This window comes from Desulfatiferula olefinivorans, from assembly GCF_054657895.1.
Window position 1 is genome coordinate 1 of the sequence record NZ_BAAHXV010000036.1, and the last position, 16,987, is coordinate 16,987.

Genomic DNA, 16,987 nt, shown 5'->3' on the forward strand with positions numbered 1-16,987 from the left:
GACCATCAATACATGTGAGTTCAAAACACAGGGCAATCGCATGTCTGAAAACGGATGTTTGAGCATGACAACGAATAGAGGGCTTTCCGATCCGTTTGTCAACCGTTTCAAAAGACGAGCCCCCGGCAGCGGGCTGCCGGGGGCTCGTCTTTTCGATCAATGCCGGTCGTTTTCTTATTCCTCGACGGGTTTCAGGCGGAGGCTCAACTCGTCCAGCTGGGCGCGGCTGACCGGGGAGGGGGCGTCGGTCAGGAGACAGGAGGCCTTCTGGGTTTTGGGGAAGGCGATCACGTCCCGGATCGACGACTGACCGCAGAGAATCATCATCAGGCGGTCGAAGCCGAAGGCCATGCCGCCGTGGGGCGGTGCGCCGGATTCCAGGGCGGACAGGAGGAATCCGAATTTTTCTTCGTACTCCTCTTTCTCGAGGCCCAGTTTTTTGAGGATCTTGATCTGGAGATCCTTGTCGTGGATACGGATGCTGCCGCCGCCGATTTCCGTGCCGTTGAGCACCAGGTCATAGGCCCGGGATTTGACGGACAGGGGATCGGTGTCGATCTTGTCGTAGTCTTCCTCGGCCGGGGCCGTGAAGGGATGGTGGGGCGATTGCAGCCGTTTGTCCGTGTCGTCGTATTCGAACAGGGGAAAATGGGTGACCCAGAGAAAACGGAAGTCGTCCTTGTCGATCAGGCCGAGTTTTTCGGCCAGGTGATTCCGAAGGTTGCCCAAGGATTCGTTGACCACCTTGGGCTGGTCCGCAACAAAAAAGACCAGGTCGCCGGGTTTCATGTCGATCTTTTCGGCCAGGGCCTGTTTTTCCTCATCGGTGAAGAACTTGGCGATGGGGGACTGCCACTCGTCTTCCCGGACCTTGATCCAGGCCAGGCCCCGGGCCCGGTAGATGGCCACGTATTTGGTCAGGTCGTCGATGTCCTTGCGTGAAAAATCAATGCAGCCCTTGGCGTTCAGGGCCTTGACCATGCCGCCCCCCTTGACCACGTCGGCGAAGACCTTGAAGCCGGAGTCCCTGACGATGGACGAGACGTCCTTGAGTTCCATGTCGAAGCGCAAATCCGGTTTGTCCAGGCCGTAGCGGTCCATGGCGTCTTCGAACAGCAGGCGGTCGAAGGGGAGCTTGAGCTCGATGCCGAGGATCTCCTTGAACACGGCGGCCACCAGGCCTTCACCGGCGGCCATCACGTCTTCCTCGCCCACGAAGGACATCTCAAGATCCACCTGGGTGAATTCGGGCTGGCGGTCGGCCCTAAGGTCTTCGTCCCGGAAACAGCGCACGATCTGGTAGTAACGGTCGAACCCGCTCATCATCAGAAGCTGTTTGAACAGCTGGGGGGACTGGGGCAGGGCGTAGAACTGACCGGGGTTCACGCGGCTGGGCACCAGATAGTCCCGTGCCCCTTCGGGGGTGCTCTTGGTCAGGAAGGGGGTTTCGATGTCCAGGAACCCGATGCTGTTCAGGTAGTTGCGGATGGTCAGGCCGGCTTTGTGCCGGGCGATCAGGTTGCGCTGGAGATGGGGGCGCCGAAGATCGATGTGCCGGTTCTTGAGGCGGATGCTTTCGGTCACGTCCACGGTTTCCTCGATGAGGAAGGGCGGGGTGACGGCCTCGTTGAGGATTTTCAGCTCCGAAACCATGACCTCGATCTTGCCGGTTTTCATGCGATCGTTGACCATGTCCGCCGGGCGGAGCACCACCTTGCCGCGGACGCCCAGGACAAACTCGCTTCGTATCCCGTGGGCCTTGGCGTGGACGGCCTGGTTTTCCTCCGGGTTGAACACGATCTGGGCCAGGCCGGTCCGGTCCCTGAAGTCAATGAAGATCACGCCGCCGTGATCACGCCGTTTCTGCACCCAACCCATCAGGACCACCTCGCGGCCCACCAGGTCGTCTCCCAGCTCACCGCAGTGATGGGTCCGTCTCATGTTTCCAAGTATGTCAGTCAATGGTCCGACTCCTTTATCCAAGAATGTTTATCAGTTGGGGAACAAGGCCGTCCAGGGGGAGGGCCGTCTGTTCCTTGGTCGACATGTTTCGCAAGAGGGCCACGCCGTTTTCCCGTTCGTTGTCGCCCAGGATCAGGACATGGGGGGCGCGGAATTTGTCCGCCCGTTTCATGTGGCTTTTCAGGCTGCGGTCCTCGAAATCCATTTCCGTCGGGATGCCTGAAAGGGAAAGGTCACAGGCAAAAGCCCAGGCCAGTTCCCGGCAGGCATCCCCCAGGGCCGCCACATAGAGCGCGGGGGGCTGGGGAGACAGGGTTTTGGTCTGGGCCATGATTTCCGCCAGGCGGTCAAAGCCGATGGCGAACCCGATGGCGGGCTGGGGCGGGCCGTCCAGGGCGGCCACCAGGCCGTCGTAGCGCCCGCCGCCGGCCACGGCGTTCTGGGCACCCAGAGACGTGGTCAGGATTTCAAAGGCGGTGCGCGTGTAGTAGTCCAGGCCCCGGACCAGGTTCTTGTCGACGGCAAAGGGAATGTTCTGCCGGGTGAGCAGGGTCTTTACCGTCTCGAAATGGGTCTTGCACTCGTCGCAGAGAAAATCCAGGATCGAGGGCGCGTCCTTGAGGGCCTCCCGGCAGGAGGGCACCTTGCAGTCCAGAGTTCTCAAGGGGTTTTTGGTGCTGCGCCGCACGCAGTTTTCACAGAGACGGTCTTTTTGCTCTTCGAGAAGGGTGAAAAGGGCCTTCTGGAAATCGGGACGGCAGACCGGACAGCCCAGGGAGTTGATGTGGGCCGAGATGTCACTGACCTCAAGCCGGTTGAACAGGGATACCAGCATGACGATGATCTGGGCGTCCATCAGCGGCGAGGCCGTGCCGAACACCTCGGCGTCGATCTGGTAGAACTGCCGGTAGCGGCCTTTCTGGGGGCGTTCCCGGCGGAACATGGGGCCGATGGTGTACAGTTTCCGAAGGGGTTCCTCGGCAGACATCCGGTGCTGGATGTAGGACCGGACCACCGAAGCCGTGGCTTCGGGACGCAGGGTCACGTTGCCCCGTTTCCCGTCTTCGAAGGTGTACATTTCCTTTTCAACGATGTCCGTGGTGTCGCCGATGCTCCGGGCGAACAACTCTGATTTTTCAACGATGGGCAGCCGGATCTCCCGGTAGCCGAAACTTTCGAAAAGCGCCCGGGCCGTCTGTTCGATGTGCTGCCAGAGGGCGATCTCCTCGGGAAGGATGTCTTTGAATCCTTTAATGAGCTGTATCATGATTCCCGTCCTGACCCGGGTTGCCGCGGGCCGGTAAACGTGTAGTAAAAACCTTGAATTTCAGGCAAAAACCTTAACGATGGAACAACCACCTTTTGTACATGAACACCGGTCGTCAAGTCAACAGCAATATTGGAGAAGGACAGGGCAATCGCACGTCGCCTCCGTTCACGGGGATGGTCACGCTCACGAAAGGGAACGGGCCTGTCGGCGCGCGTCACAGGCGACGGCCCGTTCCGTCCGCGGCCGGGAACGTTGAAAGACCGGTTTGCCTGTGATAGGACATGAACAACAGGGGGTTAACGCATCGGCGGGGCTTATCGTTTGTCTATTTATTTCAGACAGTTATTTTTTTATGACTCCGGCGGTGTCTCTGCGTGACCGGGGCGATGGCCCATCGGGTTAAAAAACAATTGTCGATTCATCAAAAACATGGCATGGTGGGCCGACCCCTCGGATACGGGCGGGTCGTTTCGGGGCAGGTGTAAACCGTATGGATCACGATAACGGAGTGAACGGACAGGCGATGGGTGCGCAGAAATTGCATGAAACAGCGGAAGGCCGGGTGCTGATTGCCGGATTTTCCATGGCGTTTTTTCTTATTATTCTTGTCCTGGTCTTTCTGTTTATCCATCCGGACCTGGCCAAAACCCTTTCCTTGGTCTTTTTCGCCCACGCCTTCGGCGGCAGGGCCGCCGGCGTGGGACTCTGCATCATGGCGGGGATGGGGTCGGTCTGGAACGTGATGTACAACCTTTATCTGGAAATTCTGATCGTCTGCTTCACCTATTCCCTGTTTGTTTTTTCCCTGACCCAGCACATCAAATTCAAGTGGGCCATCACGTTCACGCGGAACCTGATGCTCAAGGCGGCCAAGCACAAGGACAAGATCGAACGGTACGGCTGGGCCGGTCTGTTCCTGTTCGTGATGATTCCCCTGCCGGTGACCGGTCCGGTGGTCGGTTCGATCATCGGCTACCTTCTGAAGATGAACATCTGGCGCAATCTGAGTGCCGTCTTTCTGGGAACCTTCGCCGCCATCGTCGCCTGGGTGATCAGCTTCGAATTTCTTGAAAAGCACCTGCACGCCATTCAGTACTTCATCGCCGCCATCATCATCGTGGTGGTGTTTCTGCACATCAAGACCATCCGGAAAATGTTTTCTTAGAAAAACGGCGCCAAATCCCGTCTGAAGGTTGCACAGGGCCTTTTTTTGGGCTAACCTGTCCGGTATCGTTTTTCATTCATACCGCTTAACAGCATCCAGGAGGCACAGCATGGCACCCGGTTTTTCGATTGTGGGTTGCGGCAAGGTCGGTATTACCCTGGCCCGGCATCTGGCCCAGGCGGGGTATATTCCAAAAGGATTTACCAGTCGCACCCCCGCATCGGCGCAAACAGCGATGGAAACCGCCGGGGCGGGGATCTGTACGACGGACAGGGCGGCGGTGACCGAAGGTGCCGATCTGGTCTTCATCACCACCCCGGACGGCCTGATCGGTCAGGTCTGCGCCGAGATGGCCGATCAGGGGGCGTTTGGCCCATCCCATACGGTGCTTCACTGCAGCGGTTCCCTGCCGTCAACGGTCTTGGAGCCTGCCCGGAAGGCCGGGGCGCACATCGGTTCGGTGCATCCCCTTCAGAGTTTTGCCGCCGATTTCGGAGACCACAATCCCTTTGCCGGCATTGTCATGGCGGTGGAGGGGGATGAGGCGGCCGTCGAGGCGGGGCTTGATTTGGCCGCCCGTCTGGGTTCCCGGGGCTTTTGCATCCAGACCGAGGCGAAAACCCTGTACCACGCCTCGGCGGTGGTGGCCTCAAACTGCCTGGTGACCCTGGTCGATTTCGCCTATCAGCTGCTGGCCGCGTCGGGGATCGGTCACAAGGACGCCTACACGGTGCTGGGCCCCCTGATCGAGGGGACCCTTTCGAACATCAAGCGGGTGGGACCGGTCAAAGCCCTGACCGGCCCCGTGGTTCGGGGGGATGCGGAAACGGTGTCGGCCCATCTTGGGGCCATCGCCGAGAGCCTGCCTCACCTGAGCGAGCTTTATACGATTCTCGGTCGCCACACCGTGGACATCGCCCGAAGACGCGGTACCCTGACCGACGAAGCCGAGGCGGCTCTCCGGCGTCTTCTGGGCTGAGTCACGGTCAGATCCGATAGAGGGCCAGCGGGGCGTCAGCCAGGCTGCCGTTGGCCTCCGCCAGTTTTTCCTCCCCGGAAATCACCGCCACCGACAGCGGGGTCTTGCTTTCGATGAAATATTTATCGCTGACCTCTCGGATGTCCCTGCGGGTCACCGACAAAAGCCGGGATTTGTATTCCAGACGCATGGCGTCGTCAAGGCCCACGATGTCGCGGTAAAAGGCCTTGCGGGCGGCCGGGCCCGGCGTGTCGGGCTTGTCGATAACCGAGCAGACCTGCAAAATGGCCTCGGCCACATCCTCGTCGCGAAGGGATCCCGAATTCAAAAACGCGCCGGCTTCTTCGAACACCTTGAGGGTGTTGACGATATGGGGATCCCGGTAGGATCCCATGCTGAACAGGCCGTCTTCGGGGTTGTACATGGCAAATCCGCCGTAGGCCCCGCCCTTTTCCCGGATTTCGCGATGCAGGTAAAGCGACCTTAAAATCTTGCTGATCACGGCCAGGGCCGGGGCGTCCGGATGATCCATGGTCGCCGCTTCCCGGGCAGCGGCCACGAAGGAAACCGCCGTGTTGGTACTCCAGCCTTCCCGGACCATGGGACTGCCGGCTTCGGGTGTGACCGTCAGCCGGGGCAGGTCCGCGTGGGCGGGCAGACAGAGGGGGGCGGAAAGGGGGGCGAGGCCCGGCTGGGCTCCGCGAATGGCCTCGTCGTCGCCGATCAGGGCAAATCTGAAATTGCTTCCCGCGAACAGAATACGGGCCAGATCCCTGAGCCGTCCGGACAGGGCGATGAGGGACGCCTCTTCGCTGCCGGGGTCGGTGATGGACCGGCAGAGGTCCTTGATGTGTTTCAACTGACCGATGCCGTGCCAGATCTCGTTGAGACGGGCGGTCCCTGAGAAGCGGCGTGAGGCCAAAGACATGGCCAGGGCATGACCGCTCTGGACCACGGCGGATTCAAGCCCGGCACGGTATTCGAGCATCAGGCTCTTCAGCCGCTCGAGATCGGAAAAGTCGTAATCGAAAAAACATTCCTGGATGATGTCGAAGAACGGATCAAGGTTGCGATTCAGGCATTTACCGCTGAACGAGATAAACGGAAGGCAGCCGGAAAGGGCCCCGTATCCGTTGCGGGCATGGGGCGAGAGGCCGATGCCGCCGGTGACGGCCGAGATCCGGCGCGCCAGACCGGCATAGTCCCGTTTGCGGGTCCCCATCCGGGTGAGGGCGCTGGTGAAAAAGGGCACCAGGGGCAGCAGATCATCTGAAACGCCCGTCATTCCGGCGGCGGCGGCCAGGTAGAAAATCCCCGAGGTGGGCCGGCGGTAACAGGTCCCCGGAAGAGCCTCGTATCCGGGGCTGGGACGGATGCAAACCACATCCCTCGGGATATCGTCGATCGACAGGGTGGGCAGGCTGGACAGGTCCTCCGCACTGTTCTGGAGGTCCTCGAGCATGCGGTTGTCGGCCTTGATCCGCAAAAGGTCCTCATTGGAAAGACCGGCCCGGACGGCGTCAAGTTCCTGCCGGACCCGTGCGGTTTCCCTTTCCTCCTGACCCTGGTCCGGCGACAGGGTCAGGAGGACCCGATGGGGATTGTCCAGCAGCCAGGTCCGGATCAGGGTTTCGAAAAACGGCCCCTCGTCCAGGGCCTGACGGAGGGTGTCCAGGTCGTTGTCGAGCAACAGGGCGCTGACCGCGTCGCCGCCGTGGAACCAGACGCCGGACAGGCCGAGAAGCAGCTTGATGCCGTATGGGTATGGCGTGTTGGTCCGCTCTTTTTTCCTGAATTCGATCTGGTGAACGGCCGTGTCGATCAGCTCCCGTTCCACGCCCTTATCGGCAAGGTTCCGGAGGGTGTCGAACACGACGGCTTCGATGGCCGGGGCATCCTCGGGGTCCACGTCCTTGAGGCCGCAGGCGAACAGGGTGTCGCGGTTGTCCGAATCGAAGCCCGAGGCATCGCAGAGGGCCGAGCCCAGTTTGGAATCGATCAGGGCCTTTCGAAGGGGCGAGGCCGAATTGCCCAGAAGGATATGCCCCAGAAGGGCCAGCACCAGCACGTCGAAGGACCGGTTGATGTCCGCCGTCAGCCAGGCCACGCAGACCTGGCTTTTCTTGGCCGGGCTTTCGGTTTTGTCGAGGGGATAGTGATACAGCGCCTGACGGGGAGCCTGCCATCGCGGCTCGTTTTTTACGGTGGTGCCGGGGTCGATCCGGTCGAAGCGGCAAAGGATTTTATCTTCGATTACCGACAGATGGTCGATAAGGGGAAGATTGCCGTAGGTGTAGAAAAAGGCATTGCTCGGATGGTAATGGATTTGGTGAAAATGCCGGAGCTGATCGTAGGTGAGCTTCGGAATGTCCGCAGGATCGCCGCCGGAGTTCCATCCGTAGGTGGTGGTGGGATAGAGAGTGTTGAGCAGGGACCTCCCCATGACCTGGCTGGGTGAGGACATGGCCCCTTTCATTTCGTTGTAAACCACACCTTTATATATAAGAGACCCGTCGGGTTCGATGTCCAGACGGTGGCCTTCCTGTTTGAAGCTCAGTTCACTGAGCAGGGGGTAAAACGCCGCGTCCAGATAGACATCCATCAGGTTGTAGTAGTCCTTTCGGTTCTGGGTCGAAAAGGGATACATGGTCCAGTCCGAGGAGGTAAACGCATTCATGAAGGTGTTGAGGCTGCGTTTGATCATTGAAAAAAAAGGGTCCCTGACCGGATATTTTTTTGATCCGCACAGGGCCGTATGTTCAAGGATATGGGCCACGCCGGTGGAATCGGAGGGAACGGTTTTGAAGGCCACGCTGAAGGTGTTTTCCGGATCACTGTTGCTGATGTGGATGTGACGGGAACCGGTTCTCGCGTGCTCGAGTTCGTAAAAAACGGATTCGATTTCCTCGAGTGCTTCCCTGCGGATGCACCGGTATCCGCAAATCTCGGTGCCTACGGTGATGTCCGGGTTGAACGGGTCGTTGCAGTTCGTCATAAGCGGTCTTTTTCACCCTGCCTGTTGAAAAGTGTGTTCCAGGCACCGGATTCGGCGGTCAAGCCGGAGGCCGGCGCGATGGGGAAACAAAAAGCCTTTTGCAGTGCGATCATGCAAAAGGCTTTTCTCAAACGATGGGTCAATGCGTCTATGCCTGCTGTTCCGGCTCTTGCTCCGCCGCGGCGGTAATGGTGTAGATACCGCGGGTCTTCCGTTCGATCTTTCCGATCTTGTTCAGGCGGAAAATGATGTTTCGGAGTTTCTTGTCCTCGAATCCGGTTTTGGCTTGAATGCGGGCGAAATCAGCACCCTGACGTGAATTTCGGATGACTTTCAGCACCGCACCGGACGCGGTCAGATCGTTTTTGTCGGTCACATCGCCTTCTTTACCGGCGGCAACCTTGACGACTTTCCCGGACGATTGCTTGATCATTTTTTCCAGCCGGTCAAGCTTTGCCGATAGTTTGTCGATATCCTGTCTGGTAGCAATGTCATAGGACTTGACGATTGTTTTGAGCATGGAATCGATGCTGACCTGCTTTACTTTTTTTTTGGCCATACGTGCCTCCTGAACGTGGTTTTAACCATGAAACGTTTCAAAATCATTTCAAATGAAAAATCGATTCGTCCATAAAAATAGATCGTTATAAGAATCGAAACAATGACGTTTGAACTGAACGATACAAACCAGTAAACGGTTGAGGTTCAACCTATGTCGCCATAAATTTCAAGAAAAAATGAAATTGAAAGAACTCTAGACTAAGCCTTTGCCTTAAGTAACTCATTTCTATGTGGAAAGTCAAGAGTGCAGGAAGAAAAAAAATGCACGGGTTTACTCTTTGCATGAAATCCCTGCGGGGATGGTAGCAAATAAGGCCGAAAACAGGGCGATTCGCGTCCCCGGCGTCCCTTTCATTTTTATATATTTTCATGGATATTTATGATAATCGTCATGGTCGTTCACAGGGTTTTCTACCGGCTGACCCGGCTCGGCCGCCGGAGGAACACGCGACGAGCAAAAAAACAAAAGCCGTGATGCCCCATGGCTCAGTGAGACGATGGGCCGTTACCGCCATCGGTAAAAAAGGACAGTATTTTATGACATCACCCCGGATTCTTCTGACTGCGTGGAACCTGCATGCCAAGAAACAGTTCGGTCAGAATTTCCTTGCAGACCCGTCGGTTCCCGACATGATCGTCGGTAAGTCGGACCTGAAGGGCGAGGATATCGTTCTCGAAATCGGCGCGGGATTAGGGGCGCTGACCCTGCCCATTGCCCGGACGGCAGCGCGGGTTTACGCCGTGGAGAGGGACAATCAACTGGTTCCCCTGCTGCGAAACGAACTCCTTTCCGCCGGCCTCGACCACAAGGTGACCCTGATCCACGACGATATTCTCAATGTGGACCTTGGGGCCATTTCCCAAACCCACGGCAGGCCCGTCAGGGTCATGGGAAACCTGCCCTACAACATCAGTTCCCAGATTCTGATCTGGCTGGTCCGCGGGCGGAAGCACGTGGACCGGGCCGTGTTCATGTTTCAGAAGGAGCTGGCCGATCGGATCGCCGCGAAGGTGGGGTCGAAAGACTACGGGCGGCTTTCGGCCGTCATCCAGTATTGCGCGGCCGTCCGGCCCCTGGTCCGGGTCGATGCCTCCCGGTTTTTCCCCCGTCCCAAGGTGGATTCCGAGGTGATCGAGATTCGCTTCTTCGACCGCCCCGAATGGCCCGCGCAAGACGAAACCTTTCTTTTTTCGGTGATCAAGGCGGCCTTTGGCCAGCGACGAAAAACCCTCAAAAACGCCCTGTGCAACAATCTGTCGGAGATCCCCGCAGATAGGATCACGGCCGCGCTTGATACGGCCGGCATCGATCCCCAAAGACGGGCCGAAACCCTGGCCGTTGAGGAATTCGTCCGGCTCGCCAATATCCTGACACGATGACCGATCCGATTTTTGCCGTTGTTCACCGGTTTTGTTTCATGATAGATTAGTGACCATGTGACTCAGAGGATCCGGACTATGAAAAGTGAAACGGTCAGCATCGATCATTTGATCGACATTGTGAGGAAGGGCGGTTGCGTCAAGACCGGTGTGGATGTCTACAACCGGTCGGGCGTGTTGCTGCTCGAGCAGGACGTGCTGGTCAGCACGGTGTCGGTTCTTGAGAATATCAAGCGCAGCGGGGTCTCTACCCTGCCGATTTTTCCGAAGAACCAGGGCGGATTCTGGGATGAAAACGGTCAGCCCCTGTTCGAGCCGGAGACTCCTGTTGCCGGGGCCATGCCGTCCATGGCCCCGGAGATCGAGGACAGGCTCAGGGAAATCGGCGAGCTCCGTCGGGAAGCGTCTGAGAATTATCAGAAAGCCAAAGGAAATATCCGCAAGGTGCTTGACGATATCCAGACCACCGGCGGCCAGTTCGATTACGACCTGGTCGAGGACACGGTGTCCGATCTGCTGAAATTCATGACGGAAAATGAAAACGGATTTTCCTATCTGACCAAGGAGATCTTTTCCTACGACGACTACCTGCACAACCATTCGGTGAATGTCTGCACCATCGGCACCGCCATCATCAGCCTGTTCAACAAACGGTTCAGCCAGTCCGTCAACGAGTTTCTCGCCAGCGGCGCCCATCCCGACGCCTCGTTCTGCTACTATCAGCCCGAGGAGCTGGTGGATATTTCCGCCGGATTTTTTCTTCACGATATCGGCAAGGTGCTGATTCCCGACGGCATTCTCAACAAAAAGGGACGGCTGACCCAGGGCGAGTTCGACATCGTCCGCCGCCATTCCTACGAAAAGGGGCTTGAGATTCTCGACCGGAACAGGATCGACAACCGCTTTGTCCGCAACATCGTCACGTATCACCACTCGGTTCTGTTTCACGGCGAAACCAACTGCTATCCGGAGGAAAAGAGCCCCGAAGCCCTTCCGGCCTACGTCAAGGTCTGCAAGCTGGCGGATATCTACGATGCCATGACCTCCAAACGCAGTTACAAAGAGGCCTTCAATCCCATCAACGTGGTCACGGAAATCTTCAGGAAATACGCAAGGAAGGACAACCTGCTCCAGTTTATCCTCTATTCCTTCGTCAAAAGCATCGGCATTTACCCCACGGGCAGTGTGGTGATGCTGGAAACCGGTCAGTACGCTTACATCCTGGATTCCGACGGTCCTCTGGTTCTGCCGTTCACCGACGACACGGGGCAGACCCTCACCGACCGTCAGGTGCCCCTGGATCTCACCCGGCCCGGGGCTCCCCGGGTCAACAGCGAAAAGCAGCTTCTCTCCCCCGTTGACTCCTTCGCCATGCTGCCGCCATTTCTCAAGGAACTTCTGGCTTCGGCCTGATCGTCCGGGCTCGTATTCCCGTTTCAATGTTCCCCGCGGAGCCTGACCCGGGCCCCCGGGGATTTTTTTATCTTTTCCTTGACAGAGGGTAGGGGGGCGATTATAGATTTTGCTCTGTACGTTGTCTTCAAATCCTGAAATATGACATACGCGGCCCGACAGGCGGCGATCTGTATCAACTTCAAGCATGGTGGGGTGTCTCATGACGACTTCGGACCACAAGGCAAAAGCCGATGCTGAAAACGACGTTCCCGAAACCCGGGGCGGATCGTCGTTTGCCATCGTCGTGCTGTTTTTTCTGACCGGTTTTGGATTGAGTCTGGCGGTGGGCTGGATCGGATTTCCAAAAATCCTTTATTCGGAAAAAACCCAGCCCTTTGACTTCAATCATGCCAACCACATGGACATGGTCGACAACGGCTGCGAAAGCTGTCACGTGTTTCGTGACGACGGCACCTATGCCGGAGTGCCCACCCTGGCCCAGTGCGTGGACTGCCATGAGAGCGTTCAGGGCGACAGCCCCGACGAAGAGATTTTCGTCAACGACTACGTGGCCGAGGGAAAGGAGGTGCCCTGGCTGGTCTATTCCCGTCAGCCCGATTGCGTGTTTTTTTCCCACGGCGCCCACGTGACCATGGCAGGCATGGAATGTGCCGAGTGCCATGGCGATATCGGCGAATCGACCAGTCTCAAGGTGTATCGGGAAAACAGACTCACCGGATACAGTCAGGACATCTGGGGTGAAAATATCGCGGGAATCAAGAAAAATTCCTGGGACCGGATGAAAATGGACGATTGCGGCGATTGTCATCTTGAACGCATGGGCAGCAAGGGGCCCTGTTTTCAATGTCACAAATAACGAGGATCGAGGCGAACCGATGAAAATTGACAGAAGACATTTTATGGCGTTGGGTATGGGCGTCACCGCCGGTCTGACCTTCACCCCGCTGCCCTGGAAACTGACCGACGATCTGTCGATCTGGACCCAGAACTGGCCCTGGACACCGGTGCCCGAAGACGGGGAGGCGTTTTATGATTATTCCGTCTGTACCCTCTGTCCCGGGGGCTGCGGGATTTCGGTGCGAAAAATCAACGATCGCGTCGTCAAGATCGAGGGCCTTCCCGATCATCCGGTAAATCAGGGCGGGCTTTGTCCTCTGGGCCTTTCCGGTGCCCAGTTGCTGTACGGCCCCGACCGGATCACCGAACCCCTCAAACGGACGGGTAAACGGGGCGAGGGCGCATGGCAGCCCCTGTCCTGGGACGAGGCTCTCGCCGAGGTGGTCGGCCGCCTGAAAAAACTTGACGACGAGGGACGGCCCGAGGCCCTGGCCTGCATCTGCGACACCGATCGCGGTACCGTCCCCCGTCTGTTCAAACGCCTGCTGGCCCGGTTCGGATCGCCGAATTTCATGGCCGGCCCCTCCATGCACGACGGGTTCGAGGCGGTGCTGCAGGTCATGCACGGCCTGACGGGGCCGGCGGACATGGGGTTCGATGTGGAAAACGCCGATTTCATCATGAGTTTCGGCAGCGGAATCATCGAAGGGTGGGGATCGCCGGTCCGGATGATCCGGGCCCACAGCCGGCGGCGGGAGGACAAGGCGACATGGGTTCATGTCGACCAGCGTCTTTCGAATACGGCCGCCGCTGCCGACGAACGGGTGGCCGTCAGACCGGGCACCGAGTCGGATCTGGCCCTGGGCATGATCGCGGTGATTCTCGAAGAAAAACGCTACGACAGCCGATTCGACGGGGATCAATCCTCGGGTTTTGCAGCCTTCCGGACCATGGTTCTCGCTGAGTACGGCCCAGCCCGGGCGGCGGAAAAAACCGGCATCGACAAAGCGCGGATCATCGATCTGGCCCGCCGTTTCACCGAGCCCGGCTCCGCCTCCCTGGCCCTTTGCGGAAGGGGCAAGGGACTTTCCGCCGGCAGCACGCGGGAATTTCTGGCCGTTCACAGCCTCAATGTCCTGGCGGGCCGGATCAACGCGCCCGGCGGGGTTCTGATCGTGCCGTCTGCCGACGATATCGCCTGGGCAGGCGAGGATGAGGATCAGGCGGCCCTTGCCGGGAAAGAACGTCTGGACGGCGCGGGGACATCCGCCTACCCCGGCTCCCGCTACCTGGTCGACCGTTTTTTCGACGTCCTCGCCGATGCGGCATCCTCACCGGTCGAGGTCCTTCTGGTCAGCGAGGCCAACCCCTGCTATACCCTGTCGGATTCCAACCGGGTGCGCGAGGCGATGGCCCGGATTCCCTTTGTCGTCAGTTTTTCCAGCCGCATGGACGACACCGCCGTTATGGCCGATCTGATTCTGCCCAATCATTTTTACCTGGAACGCTACCAGGATGTGCCGGTCCGGGCCGGGTTGTCCCGCCCCACCCTGGGACTGTGCCGTCCCGTGATCGAACCCCGTTACGATACCCGGCATACCGGCGACGTGATTCTTTCGATCGCCGCCGACTTGGGGCCCCGGGTGGCCGAGGCCTTTCCATGGGACAGCTACCGGGACTGCCTGGAACAAGGCCTCGGCAGCCGGTGGGCCGATCTCGATGCCGCGGGTTTTCTTGCCGATGAAGCCTGGACGCCCGACGCCTGGACGGGCACGGTGACCTTTCCGGAACCCTTTCCCGAGGCCGTGGGCCTGTCGGGTGATCCCGGCCGGTACCCCCTGATCCTGACGCCCAAAGAGTCCCTGCGTCTTTCCGCCGGGAATGCGGGGGATGCGCCCTTCACCATGAAAACGGTTCCCGACACCGACCTTTCGGGGACGCTGCCCGTCGTCGAGATCAGCCCCCGGACCGGTGCGGAACAGGGCTTGCGTGACGGACGGACGGCGGTGCTTGAAACGCCCCGAGGCCGGATGACGGTCCTGGTCCGGTTTTTCCCCGGGATCATGCCGGGACTGATCGCCATGCCCAGGGGGCTGGGCCACCAGGGGTTCAGCCCGTACGTCAAGGACAAGGGCGGAAGCTACAACGCCCTGGTGGGTGTTGTGGAAGACCCCCTTTCCGGCCGGGACGCCGCCTGGGGTATACGCGCCCGGCTTTCCCGGGCCTGACGATCGAGCAGGCGATATTCGGGCCGGGGCCTTTCCCGGCCGATATGATATGGACATACTTCAAACGAGGTTTCGATGAAACACGACAACACCCATGATCCGGCCAGAAAATACGGGATGGTCATCGATCTGGACAAATGCACCGGATGCGGCGCCTGCATGGTGGCCTGTATGGCGGAAAACAACGTGCCGTTCAAGGAAGACGAAACCAACAAGCTGGACAGCATCACCTGGCTGAGGGTCTACCGACTGACCAACAACAAGTCCTTTCCCGACACGGACATCTGCTACCTGCCCCGGCCCTGCATGCACTGCGGCGGCAAGGGAGACCACGGCCATCCGCCCTGCGTGTCCGTCTGTCCGGCCACGGCCACGGATTACGATTTCAACACGGGCATCGTCAGCCAGATCTACACCCGCTGCTTCGGCTGCCGGTACTGCATGGCCGCCTGCCCCTACCACGCCCGCTACTTCAACTGGTGGGACCCGGTCTGGCCCGCCGACATGAAGGAGTCCTTGAGTCCCAATGTGTCGGCACGCATGCGGGGGGTGGTTGAAAAATGCAGCTTCTGCTTTCACCGCTACCAGCTGGCCATGGAAAAGGCCTACAGCGAAAACCGCCGGGAACTGGAAGAGCATGAGTACCAGACGGCCTGCACCCAGGCCTGTCCGGCCGGAGCCATCACCTTCGGGGATCTGAACAACCCCGACCATGCGGTGTACACCCTGAAGAAAAGTCCCAACGCCTTCCGTCTTCTCGAACGGCTGGGGACCAACCCCAAGGTGTACTACCTGTCCGAGCGGGAATGGGTAAGGCGGGCCGGGGACAACTATCTGGAAAATGAACCAACCACTACGACCACGGCGGCCCGGGCACAGCATCCCTGACGGGGTGTTCCGGATCGTCGGTCTTGAAAGGGAGACGTCATGGATTCAGCTTTCATACCCAAGGGTGTCAAACGGTGTTCCTTCGGGACCTTCAGTCTCGGAATGCTGGTGCTTTCGGTGATCGTCGTCTGGGGGCTCTACGCGGCGGTCCTCTGCTGGGCGAAGGGCCTCAACCAGACCAACATGAACGATCATTACGGATTCGCCCTGTGGATCTGGGCCGATCTGGCCGTGATCGCCATCGGCGGCGGGGCCTTTTTCACGGGCCTTCTGCGGTACGTGATCGGGCTGGACGAGTTGAAGAACATCATCAATTTCGCCGTGATCGTGGGCTTCTGCTGCTACTGTTCGGCCATGCTGATCCTGGCCATCGACATCGGCCAGCCGCTTCGGGGCTGGTTTATCTTCTGGCATGCCAACGTGCATTCCATGCTGACCGAGGTGGCTTTCTGCCTGTCCTTGTATCTGTGCGTGCTGGCCATCGAGTTCATTCCGATCATCCTCGAGAACCGCAAGCTCGACCAGGTGCCCTTCTTCCATCATCTGGGTCACAACATGCACGGCGTCATGGCCGTGTTCGCCGCCACCGGCGCCTTTCTGTCCTGTTTCCACCAGGGTTCCTTAGGCGGCGTGAGCGGGGTGCTTTTCGGCCGTCCCTTTGTCTATCGGGAAGGGATCTTCGTCTGGCCCTGGACTTTTTTTCTGTATACCTGGTCGGCGGCGGCCTGCGGCCCCTGCTTCACCATGCTCGCCTGCAAAATCACCGAGGCCCTGACCCGGAAAAAACTGGTCCGGGACAATGTCTACGATCTTCTGGGCAAGATCTCCGGCTGGATGATCGGTACCTATATCATCGCGAAAATCGCCGACACCCTTTACTGGGCCCTTGTCACCTCGCCCGCCATGGGTTTTACCCTGATGGATTACTACACGGTGCATCCCCTGCACCACGGTATCTGGATGCTGATTCTTGAAATCGTGATCTGCGGCGTCGTTCCGGCCCTGATCCTGATCTCTCCAAAAGGCCGGGCCAACAAAACAACCTTTTCCCTGGCCATGGCGCTGGCCGTGCTCGGCGTCTGCGTGAACCGCTGGGTCATGGTGATGACGCCCATGGCCATGCCCGTGATGACCTTTGACACCTGGGCGCCCTATTTTCCGTCCTGGCAGGAAATCGCCACGACCATTCTTCCGGTGGCCGGCGGCATCATGGTGGTGGCCCTGTCCTTCCGCTACCTGCCGGTTTTTCCCCAGGAACGCGAATTGAACCCGGTGGAATAGGGTCTGTCGCCAGACGATAACGGAG

Annotated in this window: 12 protein-coding genes; 8 read left to right on the plus strand and 4 right to left on the minus strand. The window is 58.9% G+C overall.

The window, feature by feature from the left end:
* Window positions 1–174: 174 nt before the first annotated feature.
* Both aspS and hisS read right to left on the minus strand, forming a co-directional pair.
* Window positions 175–1,962, minus strand: a complete 1,788-nt coding sequence (gene aspS, locus ACYQ11_RS18340; RefSeq protein ID WP_459925271.1) for an aspartate--tRNA ligase — start codon at window positions 1,960–1,962, stop codon at window positions 175–177.
* A 13-nt stretch (window positions 1,963–1,975) separates the two neighbouring features.
* Complete coding sequence (hisS, locus tag ACYQ11_RS18345; protein WP_459925272.1) at window positions 1,976–3,229, minus strand: histidine--tRNA ligase; 1,254 nt, start codon at window positions 3,227–3,229, stop codon at window positions 1,976–1,978.
* A gap of 493 nt (window positions 3,230–3,722) precedes the next feature.
* Here hisS and ACYQ11_RS18350 point away from each other — a divergent pair, with 493 nt between their 5' ends.
* Together ACYQ11_RS18350 and ACYQ11_RS18355 are read left to right on the plus strand one after the other, a co-directional pair.
* On the plus strand, window positions 3,723–4,397 hold the full coding sequence (locus ACYQ11_RS18350; protein WP_459925273.1) for a small multi-drug export protein: 675 nt from the start codon (window positions 3,723–3,725) through the stop codon (window positions 4,395–4,397).
* 109 nt (window positions 4,398–4,506) lie between these two features.
* The gene (locus tag ACYQ11_RS18355) at window positions 4,507–5,376 is read left to right on the plus strand and encodes a Rossmann-like and DUF2520 domain-containing protein (RefSeq protein WP_459925274.1); all 870 of its coding nucleotides are present in this window, start codon (window positions 4,507–4,509) and stop codon (window positions 5,374–5,376) included.
* 7 nt (window positions 5,377–5,383) lie between these two features.
* Here the strand turns inward: ACYQ11_RS18355 and ACYQ11_RS18360 are convergent, their stop codons facing one another.
* Entirely contained in the window at window positions 5,384–8,371 is a 2,988-nt protein-coding gene (locus ACYQ11_RS18360; RefSeq protein ID WP_459925275.1) for an insulinase family protein, read from the minus strand.
* A gap of 148 nt (window positions 8,372–8,519) precedes the next feature.
* Window positions 8,520–8,930, minus strand: coding sequence for a hypothetical protein (locus ACYQ11_RS18365; protein WP_459925276.1), 411 nt, complete (start codon window positions 8,928–8,930; stop codon window positions 8,520–8,522).
* Window positions 8,931–9,469: 539 nt separating this feature from the next.
* Between ACYQ11_RS18365 and rsmA the strand changes: the two genes are divergently transcribed.
* From rsmA to qrcD, 6 genes are all read left to right on the plus strand, one after another.
* Window positions 9,470–10,312, plus strand: a complete 843-nt coding sequence (gene rsmA, locus ACYQ11_RS18370; protein WP_459925277.1) for a 16S rRNA (adenine(1518)-N(6)/adenine(1519)-N(6))-dimethyltransferase RsmA — start codon at window positions 9,470–9,472, stop codon at window positions 10,310–10,312.
* Between the two features lie 78 nt (window positions 10,313–10,390).
* The gene (locus tag ACYQ11_RS18375) at window positions 10,391–11,725 is read left to right on the plus strand and encodes an HD-GYP domain-containing protein (RefSeq protein ID WP_459925278.1); all 1,335 of its coding nucleotides are present in this window, start codon (window positions 10,391–10,393) and stop codon (window positions 11,723–11,725) included.
* Window positions 11,726–11,927: 202 nt separating this feature from the next.
* Window positions 11,928–12,584 (plus strand): menaquinone reductase multiheme cytochrome c subunit QrcA, encoded by a 657-nt coding sequence (gene qrcA, locus ACYQ11_RS18380; protein ID WP_459925279.1) that lies wholly within the window; start codon window positions 11,928–11,930, stop codon window positions 12,582–12,584.
* Window positions 12,585–12,603: 19 nt separating this feature from the next.
* Window positions 12,604–14,793 (plus strand): menaquinone reductase molybdopterin-binding-like subunit QrcB, encoded by a 2,190-nt coding sequence (qrcB, locus tag ACYQ11_RS18385; protein ID WP_459925280.1) that lies wholly within the window; start codon window positions 12,604–12,606, stop codon window positions 14,791–14,793.
* Between the two features lie 75 nt (window positions 14,794–14,868).
* The gene (gene qrcC, locus ACYQ11_RS18390; RefSeq protein ID WP_459925281.1) at window positions 14,869–15,681 is read left to right on the plus strand and encodes a menaquinone reductase iron-sulfur cluster-binding subunit QrcC; all 813 of its coding nucleotides are present in this window, start codon (window positions 14,869–14,871) and stop codon (window positions 15,679–15,681) included.
* Between the two features lie 39 nt (window positions 15,682–15,720).
* Entirely contained in the window at window positions 15,721–16,962 is a 1,242-nt protein-coding gene (gene qrcD / locus ACYQ11_RS18395; RefSeq protein ID WP_459925282.1) for a menaquinone reductase integral membrane subunit QrcD, read from the plus strand.
* Window positions 16,963–16,987: the final 25 nt, after the last annotated feature.